The sequence below is a fragment of the Streptomyces sp. AHU1 genome (genome assembly GCF_045343905.1).
GTDB classification, from domain to species: Bacteria; Actinomycetota; Actinomycetes; order Streptomycetales; family Streptomycetaceae; genus Streptomyces; species Streptomyces triticiradicis.
Window position 1 is genome coordinate 3427546 of record NZ_CP174283.1, and the last position, 25274, is coordinate 3452819.

Here is a 25274-nt window from a genome sequence, read left to right on the forward strand (position 1 = left end):
GTCCTGCGGGGCCGGACGCACGCGCCCCGGACGTCCGGCTTCCGCACTCACCGGGCGGCCGCCGAAAGTCCGGGCATCCGCGCCCCGTTGTCACCGAATGCATCACTCGTGTCACAAAAAACACACCCGTGTCACGCATGTCGCGTATACGCGAGTCTTGCGTCACACCCGGTCGACAGCCACGACCCAGCGCTCACGCCGCGTCGTTCACCGGGCACAGGCTTTGTGATCACCAGCGCAGCGCCCGGCTCCCCCGACGGCCGTCCCAGGCCGCCGCCGCGGCGCGCGCGGGGAGGTGCCACTCATGACCGACCGCGGACTCTGGTCGTACAAGGAGATCGCCGCGCACATCAAGGTGCAGCCGGACACCGTCCGGTCCTACCGCAAGCACGGGCTGCTGCCACCGCCCGATCACGTCGAGGCCGGGAAGCCCTACTGGCACGCCGACACCGTCCGTGCCTGGGTCGCTTCCCGCCCGGGGAACCGGGGCCGCAAGGGCAGTTGACCGCATCCGGCCGGGGGCGTCCCCGGGGTGGCGCGCCCCCGGCCGGATCCGGCCCGGCCCCCTCACGCCCACGGCTCGATGACCGTCACCCCCTGCCCCGGAGCCGATCCCATGGCGGCCAGGGCGGGCGGCGCGGCGTCCAGCGCGATGGTGGAGGTCACCAGGAGGTCGGGGCGGAGCACTCCGGCGCGGACCAGTTCCAGCAGGGGCGGATAGGCGTGGGCCGCCATTCCGTGGCTGCCGAGGAGTTCGAGTTCGAGGGCGATCACCCGGGCCATCGGGACCGGGGTGGTCCCGTCCGGTGAGGGCAGCAGCCCGACCTGGACGTGCCGGCCGCGACGGCGCAGGCCGTCCACCGAGGCCGCGCAGGTGCCGGGCGATCCGAGGGCGTCCAGCGACAGGTGCGCGCCGCCGCCGGTCAGTTCACGGACCGCCTGTGCCGGGTCCGCCACGGCGGAGGCGTCCACGCACTCCGCCGCTCCGAACCTCCGTGCCAGATCGAGCGCCGCGGGTGACACGTCGACGGCCACGACCCGGGCGCCGGAGGCCGCCGCGATCATCACCGCCGAGAGGCCGACGCCGCCGCAGCCGTGCACCGCGACCCACTCGCCCGGAGCCCCCCTCCCCTGGGTGACCACCGCGCGGAACGCGGTGGCGAACCGGCAGCCCAGCGAGGCCGCCGTGGCGAAGGACAGCTCCGGCGGCACCGGGACCAGGTTCACCTCGGCGTGGTCGAGCGCCACGTACTGGGCGAAGGAGCCCCAGTGCGTGAACCCCGGCTGGGTCTGCCGTTCGCACACCTGCTGGTCGCCCGCCGCACAGGCGGGACAGCTTCCGCAGGCGCAGACGAACGGGACGGTGACCCGGTCGCCGGGACGGTGGCCGGTCACCCGGGCGCCCACCGCCTCGATCACTCCGGCCAGTTCATGGCCCGGCACGTGCGGCAGCGTGATGTCCGGGTCGTGGCCCATCCAGCCGTGCCAGTCGCTCCGGCACAGTCCCGTGGCCTCGACCCGCACCACCACCCCGTGCTCCGCGGGCGCCGGGTCCACCACCTCCCGCACCTCGGCCGGCTCCCCGTACCGCTCGAACACCACTGCCCGCATCGGCTCCCGCCCTCCGCTCGGAGATCAGCTTCCGCGGAAACGCTATCCGCGCGCCTCGGCCCTGTCCCTCCCGGGCACGACCGCCGTCTCCGGCGCCGGTTCCGACACCGCCCCGGGCGTCTCGTCCGGCACCGCCTCGGGCGTCTCGTCCGGGACCGGTCCGGCGTCCGGGGCCGGCTTCGGGGCCTCCCCCTCGCTGAGACCGAACCGGTCGTGGAAGCGCCGCAGGGGTCCGGGCGCCCACCAGGTGGCCCGGCCCGTCAGTCGCATGACCGCCGGGACCAGCAGACTGCGGACGACCATCGCGTCCATCAGGACGGCGAGCGCGACGCCCAGTCCGAGCATCTTGGTGTTGGCCACCCTGGAGGTGCCGATCGCGACCATCACCACCGCGAGGATGACCGCGGCCGCGGTGATCAGTCCCCCGGTGCGCTGGAGCCCGAAGCGGACCGCCTCCCGGTGGTCGCCGGTGTGGTCGTACTCCTCCTTGATGCGGGAGAGGAGGAAGACGCCGTAGTCCATGGAGAGGCCGAAGGCGACGCAGAACATCAGGACCGGGAGGGTCGTCTCGATCGAGCCGGAGCTGGTGAAGTCGAGGAGGCCGGAGAGGTGGCCGTCCTGGAAGACCCAGACCACCGCGCCGAACATCGCGGTCAGGCTGAGCGCGTTGAGCAGCACCGCCTGGAGCGGGATCAGCACGCTGCCCGTCAGCAGGAACACCAGGAACAGGGTGACGACCGCGATGAAGACGCCCGCCCACGGGAGCCGGTCGGCTATCGCGTGCTTGGAGTCGACCAGGACGGCCGCCGTACCGGTCACGGAGGTGTCGAACGGGGCGTCCGTCGCGCGGAGTTCGCCCACCAGCCGCTGGGCCCCCTCGTCCACGGCCTCGCCCTTCGGCAGCACCGAGAAGTACGCGGCGTCGCCCTTCACCAGGGGCCCGTCCACGCGCAGCACCTCGGGCAGGGCCGCGATCCGCTCCTTGTACCGGGCGTACTCGGTCTCGGTGGCGGACCCCTCGGCCAGGACCTCCAGGGCGCCGCCGGGACTGCCCGGGAAGCCGTCGCGGATGTGCTGCTGGACGATGTGCGACTCCGCGCCCGAGGGCAGCTGCCGGTCGTCGGCCGTGCCGAACTTCACGCCCAGGAAGGGCAGTCCGAGGACGACGAGGCCGGCCGTGGTGGCCACCGCGAAGAGCGGTGCCCTGCGCATGACGAGGGAGGCCATGCGGCCCCAGACGGCCCCGCCGCCTGCGAGGTCCGGCCTTCCGCGCCGGAACAGGCGCCGCAGATCGAGGGAGTTGACCCGGTCGCCGAGGAGCATCAGCGCGGCCGGGAGCAGGATCAGCGCGGCGGCCGCGGCGAGCAGCACGACGGCGATGCCCGCGTAGGCGAAGGAGCGCAGGAAGTACTGCGGGAAGACCAGCATCGCGGCCAGCGACACGGCGACCGTGAGGGCGGAGAAGAGAACGGTGCGGCCCGCGGTGCGCAGGGTGACGCCGATCGCGGCCCGCGGCGGGGCGCCGCCGGCCAGTTCCTCGCGGAACCTGCGGACGATGAACAGGGCGTAGTCGATGGCGAGACCGAGTCCGAGGGCCGTCGTCAGGTTCAGCGCGAAGACCGAGACGTCCGTGACCTCGGTGAGCGCGCGCAGCACGGCGTTGGTGCCGAGGATCGCGATGATCCCGACCCCGAGCGGGAGCAGGGCCGCGACGGCGCTCCCGAAGACCATGACCAGCAGCAGGAGGGTGACCGGAAGGGCGATCATCTCGGCCCGGGTGAGGTCCTCCTTGATGGTCGTCTGCATCTCGTGCCGCACGGCGACCGGTCCGCCGACCCGGACCTCGACGGGACCGCTCTTCCCCCGGTAAGAGGGCGCGAGGCGGTCCAGGGTGCCGGCCGCGGCCGTCTCGTCGCCGGTGAGCCGGGCCGCTATCAGCGCTTCGTGACCGTCGCCCGCCCTCAGCGCGGGTGAACCGGACTGCCAGTACGAACCGACGCCGGTGACACCGTGCTCGGCGGCCAGACGCGCCGCGATCCGCTTGGCCTCCGCGGCGACCGCGGGGTCGTCGACCGAGGACCGGCCCGCGTCGAGGAGGAGCAGCAGATTGGGCTGCGAGGCGGGGAACTCCCGTTCCAGCGCCCTGGTCGCGTACGTGGACTGCGCGGTCGGGTCCTCCCAGCCGCCGCTGCCCAGCCGGTCCGCGACCCCGCTGCCGACGACCACGGCGAGCGCGGTCAGCAGGAGGGCGACGAGCAGGGAGAGCCGTGGCCGCGCGGTCACGAACCGGGTCCAGCCGCCGAGGCGCGCCTCCTCGCCCGTACCTCCGCCCGTGCCTCCGTCCGGGGCCGGACCCGAGTCCGTACCCCTGCCCCCGCCCTGGTTCCCGCCCTCGCCGGGCCCGTCGTCCGCGCCGTCGACTTCGGACATGATGCGGTGTCCCCTTCACCGTGACCCGATGACCCGCATCCGTGCAGGCATCATGGATCGCCCATTGCCAATAGACTGGCAAACACGAGTCGTCGCTCGCGTTTTTCAAGAATGCGAGTGGTCGCTCGCATTTGTCAATCGCGTCCGGAGAAGCTGGGGATGCCCCGTGCCCGAGAAGCAGCAGACCGAGGAGCCGTCGGAGCGACAGCAGCAGGCCGAGGAGAAGCCGCGCCGCCGCCAGGCCCGCGGTGAGCGCCGCGTCGCCCAGCTCCTGGAAGCGGCGGCCTCGGTGTTCTGCCGGACCGGCTACACCGCGGCGAGCACCAACGCCATCGCCCGCGAGGCGGGCGTGTCCCCCGGCACGCTCTACCAGTTCTTCCCGAACAAGGAGGCCATCGCGGTCGGCCTCAGCGACCAGCTCCTCGACCACTGGGCGCGGTCGCACGGACAGGCGCTCGCCCGCGAGAACGCCGGCCTCCCGCTGGACCGGATGCTCGACGCCGTCCTCGACCCGCTGATCGCGTTCAACGTCGAGAACCCGGCCTTCGCCGTCCTGATGCACGGCGCCGACACCCCGGGAGTGATCGTCGACGAGATCGGCACCCTGCACGGCACCATGCTCGCCCGCGTCGAGGAGATGATCGGGGCCCGCCTGCCGGACCTGCCGTCCGACGTGCGCACCCGCACCGCGAACATGGCGGTCCACCTGTTCAAGGCCGGCCTCACCCTGGTCATGTCCCACGAGGGCGCCGAGCGGGACGCCTACATCGCGGAGCTGAAGACGGTCATGCACCGCTACCTGGAGCCCCTGCTCGACAGCGGGTCCCCCGCCGGCCGCTGAGCCGCGCCGGACGGGGCGGCACCGGCCCGTCCGCCCTCCCGCCTCCCGCGCCGCACACCCATGGGCGCCCCGGCGCGCCGGAACGCGGATCCCCCGTCCGAGCCCACGCCCCCGGCCGCGGCGGCCCTCGCCGCGGCCGTCCCGCACACCACGGGCGACACCACGCAGCCGCCACTCCACCACCCCCGATCCCGCCCGACGGCCCCCTCGGTCCCGCCGCCCCGGCGCCCCCACCCCGCCTCCCCCACCTCCGGGCGCGCCCGTCGGCACGCCGGGACCCCGCTTGGAGAAATACCCCCTAGGGGTATAACGTGGTGAGCATCGGGGGGAACCCTGGGTTCCCAGGGATCCCTTCGGCGCACGTACGTCCCAGAACGCCTCGACGAGGAGCAACGCCATGACCGCCCAGACCGGCACCCCGGGTTCCGTCACCACCGTCTACCAGGTGAGCGGCATGAGCTGCGGACACTGTGAAGGCTCCGTCAGCGACGAGATCTCCACGATCTCCGGCGTGAGCTCGGTGAAGGCCGTCGCCTCGACCGGCGAGGTCACCGTCGTCTCCGCCGCCGCGCTCGACGAGAGCGCCGTCCGCGCCGCCGTCGACGAGGCGGGCTTCGAGCTCGTCGGCCTGGCCTGAGCGAGTCCAGCAGCTCTCCTCACTCCGCACCGGGCCGTGCCGACCGGCTGATACCGGCTCCGCGCGGCCCGGCCTCCTCCTGGAGCCGCACCATGACCACCGCAGCACCCGAGACGCCGATAGGCACGACCTCGGAAGTCGAGCTCTCGATCGGCGGGATGACCTGCGCCTCCTGCGCGGCCCGCGTCGAGAAGAAGCTCAACCGCATGGACGGCGTCACCGCCACCGTCAACTTCGCGACGGAGAAGGCCAAGGTCTCCTACCCCGAGGGGGTACGGGTCGCCGACCTGATCGCCACCGTGGTGAGGACGGGCTACACCGCCGAGGAGCCCCCGCCGCCCGCACCGGCCGAGGAGGAGGCGCCTCCCGTCGAGGACGACCCCGAGACGGCCTCCCTGCGCGAGCGGCTGACCGTCTCCGCGGTGCTCGCCCTGCCCGTCGTCCTCATGTCGATGATCCCCGCCCTCCAGTTCGACAACTGGCAGTGGCTCTCGCTGACGCTCGCCGCACCCGTCGTGGTGTGGGGCGGGCTGCCCTTCCACCGGGCCGCCCTGACGAACGCGCGGCACGGCGCGGCCACCATGGACACCCTGGTCTCGGTCGGCACCCTCGCCGCGTTCGGCTGGTCCCTGTGGGCGCTGTTCTTCGGCGACGCGGGGATGCCGGGCATGCGGCACGGCTTCGAGTTCACCGTCTCCCGCACCGACGGGGCCTCCACGCTCTACCTGGAGGTCGCCGCGGGCGTCGTCGCGTTCATCCTGCTCGGCCGCTACCTGGAGGCCCGCTCCAAGCGGCGCGCCGGAGCGGCGCTGCGGGCGCTGCTGGAACTCGGCGCCAAGGACGTCTGCGTGCTGCGGGACGGCCGTGAGGTCCGCCTGCCGGTGGCCCGGCTGGCGGTCGGCGACCGCTTCGTCGTCCGGCCCGGCGAGAAGATCGCCACGGACGGGACCGTGGTCGAGGGCACCTCGGCCGTGGACGCGTCCATGCTGACCGGCGAGTCGGTGCCGGTGGACGTGGGCGTCGGGGACCCCGTCACCGGTGCGACCGTGAACGCCGGGGGCCGGCTCGTCGTCGAGGCCACCCGGATCGGCGCGGACACCCAGCTCGCGCGGATGGCCCGGCTCGTCGAGGACGCGCAGAACGGCAAGGCCGAGGTGCAGCGGCTCGCCGACAGGATCTCCGGGGTCTTCGTGCCCGTCGTCCTGCTCCTCGCGCTCGGCACCTTCGCGGTGTGGATCGCGGTCACCGGGGACACGGTCGCGGCCTTCACCGCCGCCGTCGCGGTGCTGATCATCGCCTGCCCCTGCGCGCTCGGACTGGCCACCCCGACCGCCCTGATGGTCGGCACGGGCCGCGGCGCCCAGCTCGGCATCCTGATCAAGGGACCCGAGGTCCTGGAGTCCACGCGCCGCGTCGACACCGTCCTCCTGGACAAGACCGGCACGGTGACGACGGGCCGCATGAGCCTGCACGAGGTGTACGTCGCCCCGGGACGGGCCGAGGAAGACGTCCTGCGGCTCGCCGGAGCCCTTGAACACGCCTCCGAGCACCCGGTTGCCCGAGCGATCGCGACAGGCGCCCAGGAGCGCGTCGGCGGCCTTCCCGCCCCCGAGCACTTCGAGAACGTGCCGGGGCGGGGCGTGCGCGGGCGGGTGGACGGCCGTGACGTCGCCGTCGGCCGGTTCCCGGGCGCGCTCCCGGCAACGCTTGCGGACGCGAAGAACGCGGCCGAGGCGGCGGGCCGTACGGCCGTCGTGGTCCACCTGGACGGCACGGCGGCGGGCGTGCTGGCCGTCGCCGACACGGTCAAGGAGACCAGCGCCGGGGCCGTGCGCGAACTGCGGGCCCTCGGACTCACGCCAATGCTGCTGACCGGGGACAACCGGGCGGTCGCCGAGGCCGTGGCCCGGGAGGTCGGCATCGGCCCGGCCGACGTGATCGCCGAGGTGCTGCCCGAGGACAAGGTCGCCGTGGTCGAGCGGCTGCGGAACGAGGGGCGGACCGTCGCGATGGTCGGCGACGGGGTGAACGACGCGGCGGCGCTCGCCACCGCCGACCTGGGCCTCGCGATGGGCACCGGGACGGACGCGGCGATCGAGGCGAGCGACCTGACGCTCGTGCGCGGGGACCTGCGGGTGGCCGCGGACGCGATCCGGCTGGCACGCGCCACGTTGTCGACGATCAAGGGAAACCTCGTCTGGGCCTTCGGCTACAACGTGGCGGCGCTTCCGCTGGCCGCCACCGGCCTGCTCAACCCCATGATCGCGGGAGCCGCGATGGCCTTCTCGTCGGTCTTCGTGGTCACGAACAGCCTTCGACTGAGAGCATTCGCGTGACGACAGGGCATGAGTCCCCCTAGAGTCCAACGAGAGCCTCACATAAGCTCTTCACAAGGCTCGCGCATCTTCCTTACGCTTGGTCCTCGATTCGCATATCGGGGCTCTTGCCTATCTTCAGGACATATGCAAGAGACTCAGATCACAGTGATGTGAATGTAACCACCGAAGGGGTTCGTCAGTCTAAGTTGGCGATGTCAGAAGCGTCTTGGGGGGCGCGACTGGCATCTGGGGATGTCTTGGGGGACGTTCCCGGAAATTGCGTCGCCGGGGCACGTACAGCGGGGAGCTTTGAGCGGCCCTCCCGATCCGTACGCGTCCCGGCAGATCGCACCGCACCACCGCAGTACGGCGAGCTCCGCTCGCCCGGCACACCGCCGGCCCCGTGCCGGCACACAGCGATTCAGGCGCTGTCCACAGACGCCCGGCCGGATCCCGTGGGGGGAATCCGTACCGGGACAAGGAAAGCGCCCTGACTACCGGCCCGTGGGGGGACCAGTAGCAGGGCGCTTTCCGTTTTTCGCGCTCTACGTGTTCACCGGGCCCGTGTGCGGAGCCCGGTGGTCGCGTGCGTGCCTCAGCGGGCCTCGACCGGCACGAAGTCGCGCTCGACGACACCCGTGTAGATCTGGCGCGGGCGGCCGATGCGGGAGCCGGGCTCCTTGATCATCTCGTGCCACTGGGCGATCCAGCCCGGCAGCCGGCCGAGGGCGAACAGGACCGTGAACATCTCGGTCGGGAAGCCCATGGCGCGGTAGATCAGGCCGGTGTAGAAGTCGACGTTCGGGTAGAGGTTGCGCGCGACGAAGTACTCGTCGGAGAGCGCGTGCTCCTCCAGCTTCAGGGCGATGTCCAGCAGCTCGTCGGACTTGCCCAGAGCGGACAGGACGTCGTGCGCGGCAGCCTTGATGATCTTCGCGCGCGGGTCGAAGGACTTGTACACCCGGTGGCCGAAGCCCATCAGGCGGACGCCGTCCTCCTTGTTCTTCACCTTGCGGATGAAGGAGTCGACGTCGCCGCCGTTGGCTTGGATGCCCTCGAGCATCTCCAGGACGGACTGGTTGGCGCCACCGTGCAGCGGGCCCCACAGCGCGGAGATGCCGGCGGAGATCGAGGCGAACATGTTCGCCTGCGAGGAGCCGACCAGACGCACGGTGGAGGTCGAACAGTTCTGCTCGTGGTCGGCGTGCAGGATCAGCAGCTTGTCGAGCGCGGAGACGACCACCGGGTCGAGCTCGTAGTCCTGCGCGGGGACCGAGAAGGTCATGCGCAGGAAGTTCTCGACGTAGCTGAGGTCGTTGCGCGGGTAGACGAAGGGGTGGCCGACCGACTTCTTGTACGCGTAGGCCGCGATCGTCGGAAGCTTGGCGAGCAGCCGGATGGTGGAGAGGTTGCGCTGCTTCTCGTCGAACGGGTTGTGGCTGTCCTGGTAGAAGGTCGACAGCGCCGAGACGACCGACGAGAGCATCGCCATCGGGTGGGCGTCGCGCGGGAAGCCCCGGTAGAAGTTCTTGACGTCCTCGTGCAGCAGGGTGTGCTGCGTGATCTCGTTCTTGAAGGAGGAGAGCTCGTCGACGTTCGGGAGCTCACCGTTGATCAGCAGGTAGGCCACCTCCAGGAAGGTGGACCGCTCGGCCAGCTGCTCGATCGGGTAGCCGCGGTAGCGGAGGATGCCCTGCTCACCGTCGAGATAGGTGATCGCGGATTTATACGCGGCGGTGTTGCCGTACCCGCTGTCCAGCGTCACCAGACCGGTCTGGGCGCGGAGCTTTCCGATGTCGAAGCCCTTGTCGCCGACGGTGCTGTCGATCACCGGGTAGGTGTACTCGCCATCGCCGAACCGCAGTACTACAGAGTTGTCGCTCACGTCATCCCTCACCGACGTTGTGCCTCTTCTTCGAGGTGCCCTGACTGTCTCTACCATCCCCCATTTGGCCCTGGAGAGTGCACTCGGGGTCGGCCATCGGGCTCATCGGCGGCACTGAGTGCCGCCAATCTGCTCATCCTGCCGCGTCCGCCCCGCAACCGGAAGAGCTCTGTGACCCACATGACTCGTTTGATCGATCATTTTTTTGCGACGGGCCGCGTATGTACCCGAAAGGCCCCGTTCGGCACTCGGAGAGGGCCGGTCCGCCTCGGCGGGAGGCGGTGGTTCACGAGCGGGAGAGCCGGAAGTCCAGGGCCGTGCACCGGCGACCCGCGGACACCGTGCGCACCGCCTGCCCTATCGCCTTGCGCGAACCGACGAGGACGACCAGCTTCTTGGCCCGGGTGACCGCCGTGTAGAGCAGATTGCGCTGGAGCATCATCCAGGCGCCCGTGGTCACCGGGATCACCACCGCCGGGTACTCGCTGCCCTGGGAACGGTGGATGGTCACCGCGTAGGCGTGGGCCAGCTCGTCGAGCTCGTCGAACTCGTAGGGCACCTCCTCGTCCTCGTCGGTGCGCACCATGAGCCGCTGTTCGACCGTGTCGAGGGAGGTGACGACGCCCACGGTGCCGTTGAAGACGCCGTTCTCGCCCTTGTCGTAGTTGTTGCGGATCTGGGTGACCTTGTCGCCGACCCTGAAGACACGGCCGCCGAACCGCTTCTCGGCGACGTCCGGGCGGCCGGGGGTGATGGCCTGCTGGAGCAGCCCGTTCAGATGGCCGGCGCCGGCCGGGCCCCGGTGCATGGGGGCGAGGACCTGGACGTCCCGGCGGGGGTCGAGACCGAACCTGGCCGGGATCCGCCGGGCCGCCACGTCCACGGTGAGCCGCCCGGCCTCCTCGGTGTCGTCCTCGACGAAGAGGAAGAAGTCCTTCATGCCGTCGGTGAGGGGGTGCTGCCCGGAGTTGATCCGGTGCGCGTTGGTCACCACCCCGGACTGCTGGGCCTGGCGGAAGACCTTGGTCAGGCGCACCGCGGGGATCGGGCCCCGCTCGGCGAGCAGATCGCGCAGCACCTCGCCCGCGCCGACGCTCGGAAGCTGGTCGACGTCGCCGACGAAGAGCAGGTGCGCGCCCGGGGGCACCGCCTTGACCAGTTTGTTGGCGAGCAGGAGGTCGAGCATGGAGGCCTCGTCCACGACGACCAGATCGGCGTCCAGCGGGCGGTCCTTGTCGTAGGCCGCGTCGCCGCCCGGTTTGAGCTCCAGGAGCCGGTGCACGGTGGAGGCCTCGGCCCCGGTCAGCTCCGCCAGACGCTTGGCGGCGCGGCCGGTGGGCGCCGCGAGGACGACCTTGGCCCCCTTGGCGCGGGCCAGCTCCACGATCGAGCGGACCGTGAACGACTTGCCGCAGCCCGGCCCCCCGGTCAGCACGGCGACCTTCTCGGTGAGCGCGAGCCGGACCGCCGCCTCCTGCTCGGGGGCCAGCTCCGCGCCCGTCCGCCCCCTCAGCCAGGCCAGCGCCCTGTCCCAGGCCACGTCACGGAAGCCGGGCATCCGGTCCCCCTCACCGCGCAGCAGGCGCAGCAACTGCGCGGAGAGCGAGAGCTCGGCACGGTGGAAGGGGACGAGATAGACGGCCGTCACCGGGTCGCCGCCGTCCGGGCCCGGCACCTTCTCCCGTACGACACCGGGGTCCTCGCCCTCCTCCGGAGGGGCCGCCAGTTCGGCGAGGCACTCGATGACCAGGCCGGTGTCGACCTGGAGCAGCTTCACCGCGTCCGCGATCAGCCGCTCCTCGGGGAGGTAGCAGTGGCCCTGGTCGGCGGACTGCGACAGGGCGTACTGGAGGCCGGCCTTGACGCGCTCCGGGCTGTCGTGCGGGATGCCGACGGACTGGGCGATCTTGTCGGCGGTGAGGAAGCCGATGCCCCACACGTCGGCCGCCAGGCGGTAGGGCTGGTTCTTCACGACCGAGATCGAGGCGTCGCCGTACTTCTTGTAGATGCGTACGGCGATGGACGTCGAGACCTCCACCGTCTGCAGGAAGAGCATGACCTCCTTGATCGCCTTCTGCTCCTCCCAGGCGTCGGCGATCCTCTTCGTGCGCTTGGGGCCGAGTCCCGGGACCTCGATGAGCCGCTTCGGCTCCTCCTCGATGATCCGCAGGGTGTCCAGGCCGAAGTGCTCGGTGATGCGGTCGGCGAAGACCGGTCCGATGCCCTTGACCAGGCCGGAGCCGAGGTAACGGCGGATGCCCTGGACGGTGGCCGGGAGCACCGTCGTGTAGTTCTCCACGGTGAACTGCTTGCCGTACTGCGGGTGGGAGCCCCAGCGGCCCTCCATGCGCAGCGACTCGCCGACCTGGGCACCGAGAAGGGCGCCGACGACGGTGAGCAGATCGCCGGCGCCCCGGCCGGTGTCGACCCGGGCGACCGTGTATCCGTTCTCCTCGTTGGCGTACGTGATGCGTTCGAGCACGCCTTCCAGCGTGGCCAGTCGTCGTTCGCCCGTCTGGGCGGCCCCCGCCTGATCGGTCATGATCCGACCGTACCGCCCGCCACCGACAGCGCTCCGGCGCTGTGGACGACTCGTCCCTCCGGGACCCGCGAGGGATCTCGCGCCCTCCCGGGCCCGCGAACGTTTCGAGGGGCCCGGTCCGTCGACCGGGCCCCTCGGTTTCCCCTCCCGTATCAGAACCCCCGCGATCCCCCCGGATCCCCCTCCAAAGGTCCTGATGCCACGTACGACCCGCGAGGGTGCGGAAGGGTTGCACGAACTTCCGAAGATTTTTTCCGCCGACCGGGACGGTAGGGATCACCGCAGGTCAGGACCGGTTCCGCAGGCGGTCGGTCGCCGCCGCGGCGACCGCCTGACGGCCGCCCGGCGGCGATGCGGAACGCTACCCGGCGTGCTCCGCGAACCGCGCCGCCGTCTCCGCCAGCACCTCGCGCCCGTCCCGGGCCCACAGCCCCTCGTTGAAGAGTTCGACCTCGATGGCCCCGGTGTACCCCGCCGCCTCGACCAGACCGCGCCACACCCGGAAGTCGACCGAGCCGTCGCCGAGCTGGCCGCGGCCGACGAGGACGCCCTCGGGAAGCGGGGTGACCCAGTCGGCGAGCTGGAAGCCGTGGATGCGCCCGCCCGCTCCCGCGCGGGCGATCTGGGCGGGCGCCGTGTCGTCCCACCACAGGTGGTAGGTGTCGACGGTGACGCCCACCTGGTCGGCGGGGAAGCGTTCCGCGAGGTCCAGGGCCTGGGCGAGGGTGGAGACCACACAGCGGTCGGCCGCGTACATGGGGTGGAGCGGTTCGACGGCCAGCCGCACCCCGCGGGAGGCGGCGTACGGGCCCAGTTCTCCGAGCGCGTCGGCGATGCGCTCGCGGGCGCCGTGGAGGTCCTTCGAGCCGGGCGGCAGACCGCCGGAGACCAGGACGAGCGTGTCGGTGCCGAGGGCCGCGGCCTCGTCGACGGCGGCCCGGTTGTCGTCGAGCGCGCGCGCCCGCTCCCCGGGGTCGATCGCCGTGAGGAAGCCGCCCCGGCACAGGGTGGTGACGGCCAGACCCGCGTCGCGGACCGCCCGCGCGGTGGCGTCGAGCCCGTACGCCCGCACGGGTTCGCGCCACAGACCGACCCCCGGGACGCCCAGCTCCAGGCAGCCCTCGACCAGTTCGGGGATCGACAGCTGCCTGACCGTCATCTGGTTGACGGAGAGACGGGCGAGGCCGCTCATGAGGACACCCCGTACAGGGCGAGCAGGGTCTTCATCCGGGTCTCGGCGCGCTCCGGGTCCGGGAACAGGCCCAGCCGGTCGGCCAGTTCGTAGGCGCGGGCGAGGTGCGGCAGGGAGCGCGCCGACTGCAGGCCGCCCACCATCGCGAAGTGCTCCTGGTGGCCCGCGAGCCAGGCCAGCAGGACGACGCCCGTCTTGTAGAAGCGGGTCGGGGGCTCGAAAAGATGCCGGGCCAACTCGACGGTCGGGTCGAGGAGTTCACGGAAGCCCTGGACGTCCCCGGTGTCCAGGACGCGCACGGCCCGGGCGGCGAGGGGGGCGAGCGGGTCGAAGACGCCGAGCAGCGCGTGGCTGAAGCCCCGTTCGTCGCCCGCGATCAGTTCGGGGTAGTCGAAGTCGTCCCCTGTGTAGCAGCGGACGCCGTCCGGGAGGCGGCGGCGCAGGGCGACCTCCCGGCGGGCGTCCAGCAGGGAGACCTTGACGCCGTCCACCTTGTCCGGGTGGGCGGCGATCACCTCCAGGAACACCTCCGTCGCCGCGTCCGGGCCGTCCGATCCCCAGTAGCCCTCCAGCGCCGGGTCGAACACGGGGCCGAGCCAGTGCAGGATCACCGGTTCGGCGGCCTGGCGCAGCAGGTGGCCGTAGACCTCCAGGTAGTCCTCGGGGCCGGAGGCGGTCGCGGCCAGCGCGCGGGACGCCATCAGGACCGCCCGGGAGCCCGACTCCTCGACGAGGGCGAGCTGTTCCTCGTACGCGGCCCGTACGTCCCCGAGCGTGGCCGGACCGGTGAGCTGGTCCGTTCCCGCCCCGCAGGCGATCCGGCCGCCGACGGCCCGGGCCTCGGCGGAGGACCTGCGGATCAGTTCGGCCGCCCCGGCCCAGTCCAGGCCCATCCCCCGCTGGGAGGTGTCCATCGCCTCGGCGACGCCGAGGCCGTGCGACCACAGATGGCGCCGGAAGGCGAGGGTGGCGTCCCAGTCGACGGCGGCGGGGGCGCCGGGCGAGACGTCCGCGTACGGGTCGGCGACGACGTGCGCGGCGGCGAAGACCGTGCGGGAGGCGAGGGGCACGGCCGCGGGAGGAGCGGAGAGGGGCTCGGAGCGCGGTTCGTAGGTCCGCGACCGGCCGCCGGCGTCCGGGAGCCGGATGGTCACAGCGCGATCTCCGGGACGTCGAGGCGGCGGCCCTCGGCCGAGGACCTCAGGCCCAGTTCGGCGAGCTGGACGCCGCGGGCGCCGGCGAGGAGGTCCCAGCGGTAGGGGGCGTCGGCGTGGACGTGTCGCAGGAACAGCTCCCACTGGGCCTTGAAGCCGTTGTCGAACTCGGCGTTGTCGGGGACCTCCTGCCACTGGTCGCGGAAGGAGCAGTCGGTCGGGACGTCCGGGTCCCAGACCGGCTTGGGGGTCGAACCGCGGTGCTGCACGCGGCAGTCGCGCAGTCCGGCGACGGCCGACCCCTCCGTTCCGTCGATCTGGAACTCGACGAGCTCGTCGCGGTGGACGCGGACCGCCCAGGAGGAATTGATCTGGGCGACCGCGCCGCCCTCCAGCTCGAAGATCCCGTACGCGGCGTCGTCGGCCGTGGCGTCGTAGGGCTTGCCCCGTTCGTCCCAGCGCTGCGGGACGTGGGTGGCGGTGAGCGCCTGCACGGAGGTGACGCGGCCGAACAGTTCGTGCAGGACGTACTCCCAGTGCGGGAACATGTCGACGACGATGCCGCCGCCGTCCTCGGCACGGTAGTTCCAGGAGGGCCGCTGGGCGCTCTGCCAGTCGCCCTCGAAGACCCAGTAGCCGAACTCGCCGCGGACGGACAGGATCCGGCCGAAGAAGCCGCCGTCGACCAGGCGCTTCAGCTTGAGCAGGCCGGGGAGGAAGAGCTTGTCCTGGACGACGCCGTGCCTGACGCCCGCGGCGTGCGCGAGGCGGGCCAGCGACAGCGCCCCGTCGAACCCGGTGGCGGTCGGCTTCTCGGTGTAGACGTGCTTGCCCGCGGCGATCGCCTTCCTGAGGGCCTCCTCGCGGGCGGAGGTCACCTGGGCGTCGAAGTAGAGGCCGACGGACGGGTCGGCGAGCACCGCGTCCAGGTCCGTCGACCAGTGATCGAGACCGTGCCGCTCGGCGATCGCCCTGAGGGCGCTCTCGCGACGGCCGACGAGGACGGGTTCGGGCCACAGCACGGTGCCGTCGCCGAGGTCGAGGCCGCCCTGGTCGCGCAGGGCGAGTATCGAGCGGACGAGGTGCTGGCGGTAACCCATGCGACCCGTCACGCCGTTCATGGCGATACGCACCGTCTTGCGTGTCACGTCTTTCCCTCCGTACGCCTCGGGCGCCGCGCACGCTTCCAGGTGAACGTGACAGCAAGCGCTTTCTATGCAGGAAGAAGCTAGCCTCTGCGCAGCGGTACGGACAAGACCGCCGCGAAGGCGAGTTGTTCGAGGGGGCGAACAACGGGGGCCGATGGCCGTATGGTCTGCACGGACCCTGCCCACAGGAAACGGCGTACCCGGCCTTCGGCTCCGTGTTCGACGCCGTACGACGAGACGCGGGCAGGCACGACGACGTACGAGACGTACGAAGTGGCACGACAAGGCGCGACCGGAGGACGACGAGATGACGGTGACCCTGGCGGACGTGGCGGCCCGCGCGCAGGTCTCTCCCGCGACGGTGTCGCGCGTGCTGAACGGGAACTACCCCGTGGCCTCCTCCACGCGCGAGCGGGTGCTGCGCGCGGTGGACGAGCTGGACTACGTGCTGAACGGGCCGGCGAGCTCGCTGGCCGCGGCGACCTCCGACCTCGTCGGCATCCTGGTCAACGACATCGCCGACCCCTTCTTCGGGGTCATGGCGGCGGCGATCCAGTCGGAGATCGGCGGGCCCGGGGGGCGCGCGGGCGGGGAGCGGCTCGGGGTCGTCTGCAACACCGGTGGCTCCCCGGAGCGCGAACTCACCTACCTCACGCTGCTCCAGCGCCAGCGCGCCGCCGCGGTCGTGCTCACCGGCGGCGCCATAGAGGACACGGCGCACGCGGGCGCCGTCGCCGCCAAGCTGCGCAAGCTCCACGAGGCGGGCACCCGGGTCGTGCTGTGCGGGCGGCCGCCCGCGCCGGAGGCGCCCGAGGCGATCGCGCTCACCTTCGACAACCGCGGCGGCGGCAGGCAGTTGACCGAGCACCTGATCGGCCTCGGGCACCGGCGGCTCGGCTACATCGCGGGTCCCGAGGAACGCACGACGACCCGCCACCGCCTGGAGGGCCACCGGGCCGCGCTCGACGCCCACGGCATCGAGGACGACCCGCGGCGCACCGTGCACGGCCGCTACGACCGCCGGTCCGGTTACGAGGCGACGCTCGAACTCCTGCGCCGCGACCCGTCGCTGACGGCCGTCGTCGCCGCGAACGACACCGTGGCGCTGGGCGCCTGCGCGGCGCTGCGCGACTCCGGGCTGCGCATCCCGGGCGACGTGTCCGTCGCGGGCTTCGACGATCTGCCGTTCAGCGTCGACGCGGTGCCCGCCCTGACGACCGTGCGGCTGCCGTTGACCGAGGCGGGTGCCCGGGCCGGGCGGATCGCCATGGGGCGTGAGGAGCCGCCGCCGGGGGGGATCGCCACGGTGCGGGGGGAGTTGATGGTGCGGGGGTCCACCGGGGCTCCCCGGGCCTGAGCCCCGCTCCCGCGGGGGCTCCCGGGTTCGCCCCCGGCTTCCGAGGCCCCCGGCACTCGAGGCCCCCGGGGCCCGGGGTTTCCGAGCTCCCCGGCACACCCCAAGCTTTCTTTCGCCCCCTCCGCCCCTACCCTTCCCGTCCCTGGGGCTCCGCCCCAGACCCCGCTCCTCAAACGCCGGAGGGGCTGGGTCTTGCAGCCGGGATCCGGCGGAAGGGGCCGTGCCGGTACATCGATGCCCGTCGCCACCGACGCCCACGCCTCACCCGACAGCGACGGGCTGATGCACCGGCACGGCCCCGACCCACGACGCACCGGCACCGAACCCGCGCCCGCGACGGCACCGGCCGGCGCAGCGAACCGTGCGGAAAGGGGGGCGAGCGCCCGTCGGGGGTTCTATGCTCAGGGCAGCCAGATATCTGACTGAGTCAGCCATCCGGGCCGAGCAGGCCAACCGCGACCGCGCACAGCCGACCTCCGGGGCCGATCATGACCGTCCAGGACATCCGCTCCTTCAACCGCTTCTACACGAACGTCATCGGCGCACTCGACTACGGCCGCCACCTCTACGCGCCGTACACGCTCACCGAGTCCCGCGTCCTCTACGAACTGGCGCACACCCCCCAGGCGGACGCCGCCGACCTGCGGACCGAGCTCTCGCTGGACTCGGGCTACCTGAGCCGCATCCTGAACAAGTTCGAGCAGGACGGGCTGGTCGAGCGCGCCACCTCGGAGAAGGACCCGCGGCGGCGCAGGATCACGCTCACCGCGCGCGGCCGGGAAGCCGCCGCGCTGCTGGACGAGCGGGCGCGCCGGACCGTGGGCACGCTGCTGGCGACCGTGCCGCCCGCCGACCGGCCGCGCCTCACGGAGGCGATGCTCACGGTGCGCACGCTCCTGGGCGACAGCCGGACCGCACCGCGCCCCGAGGACGTCCTCCTGCGCGAACCGGGCCCCGGCGACCTCGGCTGGATCGTGCAGCGCAACGCGGCGCTGTACGCGGCCGAGTACGGCTGGAACGCCGACTACGAGGGCCTGGTCGCGAGGATCGTCGCCGACTTCGCCGAGGATCACGATCCCCACCTGGAGCGGGTGTGGATCGCCGAGCTCGACGGGCGGCCCGTCGGGTGCGTGATGTGCGTACGGGACGAGGCTCCCGGCACCGCCCGCCTGCGGCTGCTGCTGGTCGAACCGGAGGCGCGGGGGCTCGGCGTCGGCGACCGTCTCGTCGGGGCCGTCATCGGCTTCGCGCGCGGCGTCGGCTATCACGAGCTCGTCCTGTGGACCAACGACGTCCTGACCGCCGCCCGGCGCATCTACCTGCGCCAGGGCTTCACCCTGGTCGCCGAGAAGCCGCACCGGTCCTTCGGCGCGGACCTGACGGGCCAGGACTGGCGGCTGGACCTGCGCGCCGACCCGGACCGCCCCGGGCCACGATGACGCACCGGACGCCCACCGGAACCCGGACAAGTGCCCACCGGCACCCGAACGGACATCCGACACGTCCGGAGTGCGGACAACCCGTCCGCCCGCTGAACGAAGCCGCATCGCAGAGTTAACTCAAACACCTACCGTACGGAACCGCTCACGCAACCTGGGCGCGAGACCGTGCTTCCCCAAGCGACCTGTTCTCATGGGGAGTTGGCATATATGCAAGGCACTGTGGACGACTTCGCGTTCGGGGCGGCGACGCCGGCGGCCTCCTACCTCGTGGCCTGTGTGGGCAGTGCCCTGGGGCTGCGCTGCGTCGTCCGTTCCCTGAACAACCGGCAGTCGTGGAAGCCCGGTTGGCTGGTCCTCGGGGCGGCGACCATCGGCTGCGGCATCTGGACCATGCACTTCGTCGCGATGGTCGGCTTCAGGATCCAGGGGATCCCGATCGACTACGACTCCCGTCTGACGTCGCTCGGCCTCGTCGTGGCGGTCGTGGTGGTCGGCCTCGGCGTCTTCGCCGTGGGGTACCGCGGAGCCACCCCCGTCACCCTGACCGCCGCCGGGATCGTCACCGGGCTCGCCGTGGTGGCCACGTACTACATCGGCATGGCCTCGCTCGAACTGAACGGGTCCCTGGAGTACGACTCGCTCATGGTCGTGGTCTCCGTGCTGATCGCGGTCACCGCCGCGACCGCCGCCCTGTGGACCGCCGCCTCCTACCGGGGGTTCCCGGCCGCCCTCGGCGCCACCCTCCTCATGGGCGTCGCCCTGACCGGCACGCACTACACCGGCATGGCCGCCCTCGGCGTGCACCTGCGCGGCGCGACGGACGCGTCGTACATGACCGGGACGTACGGCAACGCCTCACCGGTCTCGATCCTGCTCCCCATGATCATCGGACCGGTGGTCTTCCTGATCCTGTCCGGAGTGGTGGTGATGTTCGACCCCCAGCTCGTCCTCGGCGGCGGGGACTGGAGCCGGGCCGCCCCGCGTCGGCGCCGGGGCACGGGAACCGCGCCCGAGCGGCCCGCACAGCCTCCGCGGCCCGCGCAGAACGCCTCCCTCTTCGAGCCGCGGGACCAGCCGGTGGGCCGGCACGCAGGCCCGCGCGGACGGTGAGCCGCGCCGTCCCCTCCGGACACCGCTCCGGCGCGGCGGGCCACAACCTCTACCCGGCGTCCGTGCCGAGGTGTCCGGCCACTCTCGCGGACAGCCGGTCCCGGCACCCGGGCCACTCCGCCGCCGTCACCGAGAAGACCGCGGAGTCGCGCAGCATGCCGTCCTCGCCGGGCGCCCAGGAACGGGACCAGTTGCGCAGGACGCCCTCCAGGCGGGCGCCGGTGGCCGCGATCGCCGCGCGGGAACGGGCGTTGCGGGCATCGGTCTTCAGGTCCACGCGGGCCACGCCCCACTCCTCGAAGGCGTGCCGGAAGAGCAGGAGCTTGGACTCGGCGTTCAGGCCGGTGCCCTGGGCCGAGGCCGCGAGCCAGGTGAAGCCGACCTCGACGGCGTCGAGCCGGTCGTCCGACCGCCAGCACCGCGGTTCCCAGTACGAGGTGGCGCCGACCGCCCGTCCGGAGGCGAGGGAGATCTGCGCGTAGGGCGCGAGCCGACCCGTCGCGGCGCGGGCGAGCTGCGCGTCGACGTAGTCCGTGACCTCGTCGGCCCGGGGCACCCAGGTGAACGCGTACGAGTCCCGGTGCTCCTCCGCCGCCTCGGCGAGGTCGGCCGCGTGCCGGTGGCCGAGCGGCTCCAGCCGTACCAGCGCGCCTTCGAGGACCGGCCCCTCCAACTGGAAACCCAACGCCCCGCTCCCTTTCGCCGAAACGGTCGTGTCCGCTGCGATTCCTATGCGGCGGGGGCGATCCGTGTCCAGCGGTTATACGGCTACACGGCCTCCACCGTGCCCGCGAGCCGGGCCCGTTCGGCGGCCAGGACGGTGAGATGGCTGGTCAGGGACTCCCGGGGGCCGGACTTCACCAGGGCGGGGTTCCCGGTGGCGACGGCGGCGACGAAGGCGTCCATCAGGCCGGCGTCGCCCCCGCCGTGGCCGCCCGCCGCGTCCATGGCGCCCGGGGCCGCGAGGTCGACGGCCTCCTCGGTGCGGGTCAGGAAGTCGTAGACGCTCAGGCTCCGCCCGTCGCCGCGCAGTTCGCCGCGGGTCCCGAAGATCCGGGTCCGGCGGTCGGCCTGTTCGGTGAAGGCGGTCATGGTGAAGGTGGCGGTGGCCCCGGAGGCGAACTCCATCGACACCACCTGGTGGTCCACCACGTCGTTGTCGCAGGCGTACACGCACCGCCCGTACGGGCCCTCGCGCAGGGCGGTCTCCAGCGCCTCGGGGGTGAAGTCGTCGACCAGTACGCTCAGCGGCCAGTGGTGTTCGCCGCGGGCGAGCCGGCCGCCGTACTCGCGCCGGGCGGAGTAGGGGCAGGTGTCCTCCACCGCGCAGTCCAGGCAGCGGTCGGCGGCGCCCTCGGGCCTGTTCTCGGGCCGGAAGTGCGACAGGCGTCCGAAGCTGGAGACGCGGACCGGGGGTTGGCCGAGGACGTACTGCAACCAGTCGATGTCGTGGCAGGACTTGGCCATCAGCATGGACGTGGCCCGGTCCGTGCGGCCCCAGTTGCCGCGGACGAAGGAGTGGGCCTGGTGCCAGAAGCCGACGGGTTCCAGGTGCTGGACGTTGACGACGTCACCGAGCCGGCCGGAGTCCACGACCTCCTTCACGGCGCGGGTGTACCGGGTGTAGCGCAGGACGTGTCCGACCGAGAGGATCACGCCGGCCCGTTCCACGGCGTCGACGATCCGCCGGCACTCGCCCTCGGTCAGGGCCATCGGCTTCTCCAGCATGACGTGGTAGCCGAGGGCCGCGAACTCCAGTACGGGTTCCAGGTGTTCGCGGTCGAGGGTGCAGATCAACACGGCGTCCGCGACGCGGCCGCGGGCGGCCAGCTCCCGCCAGTCGTCCACGACGGCGTCCGGTTCCAGGCCGTGGGCGGCCGCGAGGCGGTTCCGCCGGGTCCGCCGGGGTTCGGCGACGGCCACCACCCGGGCCCGCTCCGGGTGGTCCAGGGCCCAGCGCGCGTGACCGGTGCCCCGGTCCCCGGCACCGACGACGGCGAGTGTGACGACGGAGGGGACGGAGGGCATCTGTTCACCGCTTTCCGGTCGGATCGCAGGCGCGGTCGGCGCCGTCCGTCGGGAAGCTATCCGTCCCGGACCCCCGCGACAAGACGGTCGCGGGGCTCTCCGTGCCCGCTCAGCGGTCCTCTCCGGCCGCGGCCCACGCCCCGAACACCTCGTGGAAGTCCGGGAACGTCTTGCGGACGCATCCGGGGTCGTCGAAGCCGATGCCCGGCACGCGCAGCGAGGTCACCGCGAAGGACATGACGATGCGGTGGTCGCCGTACGTCCTGATCTCGGCGGCGGCGGGGACGCCCGGGTGGATCTCGATCCAGTCGGGGCCGGTCTCCACCCGGACGCCGAGCGCCCGGAGGTTCTCCGCGCAGGCCTCCAACCGGTCGCACTCCTTGACCCGGGTGTTGGCGACGTCCTCGATGCGGACCGGGCCGTCGGCGAAGGGCGCGATCGCGGCGAGCGTCGGCATGGTGTCGGAGATGTCCCGCATGTTGACGGTGAGGCCGCGCAGTCCGCCGGTGCCGCGCACGGTCGTGCGGTCGGGTCCGGTCTCCACGTGCGCGCCCATGCGGCGCAGGACGTCCACGAAGGCGAGGTCGCCCTGGAGCGCCCCGGCGCCGAGGCCGTGCACGGTGACCTCGCGGCCGGTCAGGGCGGCGGCCGCGAAGAAGTAGCTCGCGGTGGAGGCGTCGGGTTCGACGGGGTAGGTGGTGGCCCGGTAGCCGCCGGGCGCCACCTCGAAGACGTCGCCGTCCACCGTCACGTCGGCCCCGAACGCGCGCATCATCGCGAGGGTGATGCCGACGTACGGGGCGGAGACCAGGTCGGTGACCTCGATGCGCAGGCCCGTACGGGTCAGCGGGCCGAGCAGGAGCAGGGCGGTGAGGTACTGGGAGGACTGGCCGGCGTCGAGGGTGACCGTGCCGCCCTCCACCCCGGACGCCGAGATGCTCAGCGGATGGTGGCCCTCCGCCTCCTCGTGCCGGAGGTCCACGCCGAGGTCGCGCAGCGCCCGCGACAGGGGGCCGAGCGGCCGCCGGCGCATCTGGGCGGAGGCGTCGAAGCGGTAGGTGCCGTGGCCCGCGGCGGCGAGGGTCGGCAGGAAGCGGGCCGTGGTCGCGCCGTCCCGGCAGTACACGTCGGCCCGCTCCACCGCCGGACCCCCCGGGCGGCCGTCGACGTGCCAGCTGTCCGGGGTCCGGCCGACGCGGTAGCCGAGCCGGGTCAGGCCCTCCGCGAAGCCTTCGGTGTCGTCCGAGCGGAGCGGGCGGACGAGACGGGTGACCCCGTCCGCCGCTGCCGCCAGGAAGAGCGCGCGGGCGGTGATGGACTTGGAACCGGGGATGTCGACGAGGGCCATGGGGTCATGCTGGCGCCCCGACCCGCTCCGGCGCCGGAACGTCCGCCGACTGGACCTCTCGCGGCGTGCGCGAGGTGAGCGCCACCCCGCCCACCAGCAGGGCCGCCGCCGCCCACCGCAGCGGGCCGACGCCCTCGTGCAGGAACAGCGCCGCCGACGACATCCCGAAGACCGGGACGAGCAGCGAGAAGGGCGCGACGGTGGACGCGGGGTGCCGGTGCAGCAGCCAGCCCCAGGCGCCGAAGCCGAACACGGTCGTGATCCAGGCGACGTAGACGACGACTCCGGCGCCCTGCGGGTCCAGGTTCCGGAGCGCGTCGAGGTCGCGGGAGGGGCCCTCGGTGAGCAGGGACAGGCCGAGCAGCGGCAGGACGGGGACGGTGCTCACCCACACCATGAAGTTCAGCGGGTCGGGCGGGGACGCCTTGCGGGTGAGGACGTTGGACAGCCCCCAGCAGGCCGCCGCCGCGATCACCAGGGCGAAGGCGCCGAGGGGGCCGGAGGTGCCCTCGTCGACGGCGGCCAGGCCCACACCGGCGAGGGCCACCGCCATGCCGCAGAGCTTGACGCGCCCGGGGCGTTCGCCGAGGAAGACGAAGGCGGCGACCGCGGTGAAGACCGCCTGGACCTGGAGCACGAGGGAGGAGAGTCCGGCGGGCATCCCCGCGTCCATGCCGATGAACAGCAGCCCGAACTTCGCGACGCCGAGGGCGAGTCCCACCCCGACGATCCACTTCCACGCCACCTTGGGGCGGCCCACGAAGAACACGGCGGGCACGGCCGCCACGAGGAAGCGCAGGGCCGAGAAGAGCAGGGGCGGGAAGTGGCCGAGCCCGATCTCGATGACGGTGAAGTTCACGCCCCAGACGGCGGCGACGAGGACGGCGAGGCTGATGTGCGCGGGTTTCATGCGTCGAGCATCGGATGCCGTCACCATGTAGCACCAGCGCGAATGTCTGCATGGATGGATGAAGCAACGCTTACGTATGCTGGGAGGGGCCGCGAGAGCCGCGTCGCCGACCGGGAGGCATCCGTGCTCGATCTCCAGCGCCTGCGCGCGCTGCACGCCGTCTCGGTGCACGGCACGGTCGGCGCCGCCGCGACCGCGCTCGGCTACACGCCGTCCGCCGTGTCCCAGCAGATCGCGAAGCTGGAGCGGGAGACCAGGACCGTGCTGCTGGAACGGCGCGGGCGCGGTGTCCGGCTCACCGAGCAGGCCGAGCGACTCGCCTCCACCGCGCAGGAGTTGCTGGCGATCGTGGAGCGGGCGGAGACCGAACTGGAGGAGCGCCGGGGGATGCCGGCGGGGCGGCTGACGGTGGCCGCGTTCGCCTCGGCGGCCCGCGGTCTGATGCCCGCCGTCCTGGCCGATCTGGCCGCCCGGCATCCGGCCCTGGACACCCGGCTGACGGAGATCGACCCGCATCTGTCCGTCGACCTGGTCGCCAGGGGCGCGGTCGACATGGCCGTCGCGCACGACTGGGACATCTCGCCGCTGCCCGCCCCGCCGGGGGTGGAGCAGGCGGTGATCGGGGACGACCTGTGCGATCTGCTCGTCCCCGCCGGACACCCCTTCGCCGGACGGGCCTCGGTGCGGCGCGAGGACCTGGGCGGCCAGCGGTGGATCTGCCAGCCGCCCGGCAGGGTCTGCCACGACTGGCTGGTGCGCACCCTGCGCGCGGCGGGCAGCGAGCCGGACATCGTCCACCAGGCCGAGGAGAACCCGACCCTCGTCGCCCTCGTCGCCGCCGGTCTCGGCGTCGCCCTCATCCCGCGCCTCGGCCGCGGCCCCCTCCCCGAAGGAGTGGTGGAGGTGCCGCTCGACCCGCTGCCCGTCCGCCGGCTGTACGCGCTGTGGCGCTCGGGGGCGGCGCGCCGCCCGGCCATCGCCGAGACGGTCCGCACGCTCCAGTCCCACTGGCCCACCGTGACGGAACACCCCTGACCCCCGCAGCCGGAGCCCAACGCGAGGGTCCGCGCCGCCGACCCACCAGGTCCGGACGCGTCTTTCGCCCCCTCCGCCCCTACCCTTCCCGTACCTGGGGCTCCGCCCCCGGCCCCCTCGCTCCTCAAACGCCGGAGGGGCTGAAACTCACGCACCCTGGCCACCGCGCACCCGCAGCCGGGATCCGGCGGAAGGGGCCGTGCCGGTACATCGATGCCCGTCGCCACCGACGCCCACGCCTCACCCGACAGCGACGGGCTGATGCACCGGCACGGCCCCGACCCAC

At 72.6% G+C, this 25274-nt stretch carries 19 protein-coding genes; 8 read left to right on the forward strand and 11 right to left on the reverse strand.

Annotated features, from left to right (window positions below):
* Positions 1-304 precede the first annotated feature (304 nt).
* Positions 305-505, forward strand: coding sequence for an AlpA family transcriptional regulator (locus ACICHK_RS15465; RefSeq protein ID WP_151474367.1), 201 nt, complete (start codon positions 305-307; stop codon positions 503-505).
* 62 nt (positions 506-567) lie between these two features.
* Here the strand turns inward: ACICHK_RS15465 and ACICHK_RS15470 are convergent, their stop codons facing one another.
* On the reverse strand, positions 568-1611 hold the full coding sequence (locus ACICHK_RS15470) for a zinc-dependent alcohol dehydrogenase family protein (protein WP_406837363.1): 1044 nt from the start codon (positions 1609-1611) through the stop codon (positions 568-570).
* 42 nt (positions 1612-1653) lie between these two features.
* Positions 1654-4041, reverse strand: a complete 2388-nt coding sequence (locus ACICHK_RS15475) for an MMPL family transporter (protein WP_406837364.1) — start codon at positions 4039-4041, stop codon at positions 1654-1656.
* A 166-nt stretch (positions 4042-4207) separates the two neighbouring features.
* Here ACICHK_RS15475 and ACICHK_RS15480 point away from each other — a divergent pair, with 166 nt between their 5' ends.
* The 3 genes from ACICHK_RS15480 to ACICHK_RS15490 all read left to right on the forward strand — a co-directional run bounded on the left by ACICHK_RS15480 (position 4208) and on the right by ACICHK_RS15490 (position 7855).
* Entirely contained in the window at positions 4208-4882 is a 675-nt protein-coding gene (locus ACICHK_RS15480) for a TetR/AcrR family transcriptional regulator (protein WP_406837365.1), read from the forward strand.
* 397 nt (positions 4883-5279) lie between these two features.
* Positions 5280-5519 carry a heavy-metal-associated domain-containing protein gene (locus ACICHK_RS15485; RefSeq protein ID WP_151474364.1) on the forward strand — a complete coding sequence of 80 codons (240 nt, stop codon included), beginning with the start codon at positions 5280-5282 and terminating at the stop codon, positions 5517-5519.
* Between the two features lie 92 nt (positions 5520-5611).
* A complete protein-coding gene (locus ACICHK_RS15490) occupies positions 5612-7855 on the forward strand; it encodes a heavy metal translocating P-type ATPase (RefSeq protein WP_406837366.1) in 2244 nt (747 codons plus the stop codon).
* Between the two features lie 577 nt (positions 7856-8432).
* Here the strand turns inward: ACICHK_RS15490 and ACICHK_RS15495 are convergent.
* The 5 genes from ACICHK_RS15495 to ACICHK_RS15515 all read right to left on the reverse strand — a co-directional run bounded on the left by ACICHK_RS15495 (position 8433) and on the right by ACICHK_RS15515 (position 15758).
* Positions 8433-9722, reverse strand: a complete 1290-nt coding sequence (locus ACICHK_RS15495; protein ID WP_151474362.1) for a citrate synthase — start codon at positions 9720-9722, stop codon at positions 8433-8435.
* Positions 9723-10008: 286 nt separating this feature from the next.
* The gene (locus ACICHK_RS15500; RefSeq protein WP_406837367.1) at positions 10009-12264 is read right to left on the reverse strand and encodes an ATP-dependent RecD-like DNA helicase; all 2256 of its coding nucleotides are present in this window, start codon (positions 12262-12264) and stop codon (positions 10009-10011) included.
* Between the two features lie 361 nt (positions 12265-12625).
* Positions 12626-13456 carry a sugar phosphate isomerase/epimerase gene (locus ACICHK_RS15505; RefSeq protein WP_151474360.1) on the reverse strand — a complete coding sequence of 277 codons (831 nt, stop codon included), beginning with the start codon at positions 13454-13456 and terminating at the stop codon, positions 12626-12628.
* Entirely contained in the window at positions 13453-14610 is a 1158-nt protein-coding gene (locus ACICHK_RS15510) for a dihydrodipicolinate synthase family protein (protein WP_406837368.1), read from the reverse strand. The genes ACICHK_RS15505 and ACICHK_RS15510 overlap by 4 nt, the downstream gene beginning before the upstream one ends.
* On the reverse strand, positions 14607-15758 hold the full coding sequence (locus ACICHK_RS15515; protein ID WP_406837369.1) for a Gfo/Idh/MocA family protein: 1152 nt from the start codon (positions 15756-15758) through the stop codon (positions 14607-14609). The genes ACICHK_RS15510 and ACICHK_RS15515 overlap by 4 nt, the downstream gene beginning before the upstream one ends.
* Positions 15759-16065: 307 nt before the next feature.
* Here ACICHK_RS15515 and ACICHK_RS15520 point away from each other — a divergent pair, with 307 nt between their 5' ends.
* From ACICHK_RS15520 to ACICHK_RS15530, 3 genes are all read left to right on the forward strand, one after another.
* On the forward strand, positions 16066-17115 hold the full coding sequence (locus tag ACICHK_RS15520) for a LacI family DNA-binding transcriptional regulator (protein WP_151474357.1): 1050 nt from the start codon (positions 16066-16068) through the stop codon (positions 17113-17115).
* A 488-nt stretch (positions 17116-17603) separates the two neighbouring features.
* The gene (locus ACICHK_RS15525) at positions 17604-18554 is read left to right on the forward strand and encodes a GNAT family N-acetyltransferase (protein ID WP_406837370.1); all 951 of its coding nucleotides are present in this window, start codon (positions 17604-17606) and stop codon (positions 18552-18554) included.
* A gap of 210 nt (positions 18555-18764) precedes the next feature.
* Entirely contained in the window at positions 18765-19667 is a 903-nt protein-coding gene (locus ACICHK_RS15530; protein WP_406837371.1) for an MHYT domain-containing protein, read from the forward strand.
* Between the two features lie 49 nt (positions 19668-19716).
* On the opposite strand, the gene ACICHK_RS15535 is transcribed toward ACICHK_RS15530, so the two are convergent.
* From ACICHK_RS15535 to ACICHK_RS15550, 4 genes are all read right to left on the reverse strand, one after another.
* On the reverse strand, positions 19717-20352 hold the full coding sequence (locus tag ACICHK_RS15535) for a GNAT family N-acetyltransferase (RefSeq protein ID WP_406837372.1): 636 nt from the start codon (positions 20350-20352) through the stop codon (positions 19717-19719).
* An 83-nt stretch (positions 20353-20435) separates the two neighbouring features.
* Positions 20436-21695 (reverse strand): Gfo/Idh/MocA family protein, encoded by a 1260-nt coding sequence (locus ACICHK_RS15540; RefSeq protein ID WP_406837373.1) that lies wholly within the window; start codon positions 21693-21695, stop codon positions 20436-20438.
* A 109-nt stretch (positions 21696-21804) separates the two neighbouring features.
* A complete protein-coding gene (gene aroA, locus ACICHK_RS15545; RefSeq protein ID WP_151474352.1) occupies positions 21805-23043 on the reverse strand; it encodes a 3-phosphoshikimate 1-carboxyvinyltransferase in 1239 nt (412 codons plus the stop codon).
* Between the two features lie 4 nt (positions 23044-23047).
* Positions 23048-23953: an EamA family transporter gene (locus ACICHK_RS15550; RefSeq protein WP_151474351.1), complete on the reverse strand. Its 906-nt coding sequence runs from the start codon at positions 23951-23953 to the stop codon at positions 23048-23050.
* Positions 23954-24076: 123 nt separating this feature from the next.
* On the opposite strand from ACICHK_RS15550, the gene ACICHK_RS15555 reads away from it, so the two are divergent.
* Entirely contained in the window at positions 24077-24988 is a 912-nt protein-coding gene (locus ACICHK_RS15555; RefSeq protein WP_151474350.1) for a LysR family transcriptional regulator, read from the forward strand.
* Positions 24989-25274: the final 286 nt, after the last annotated feature.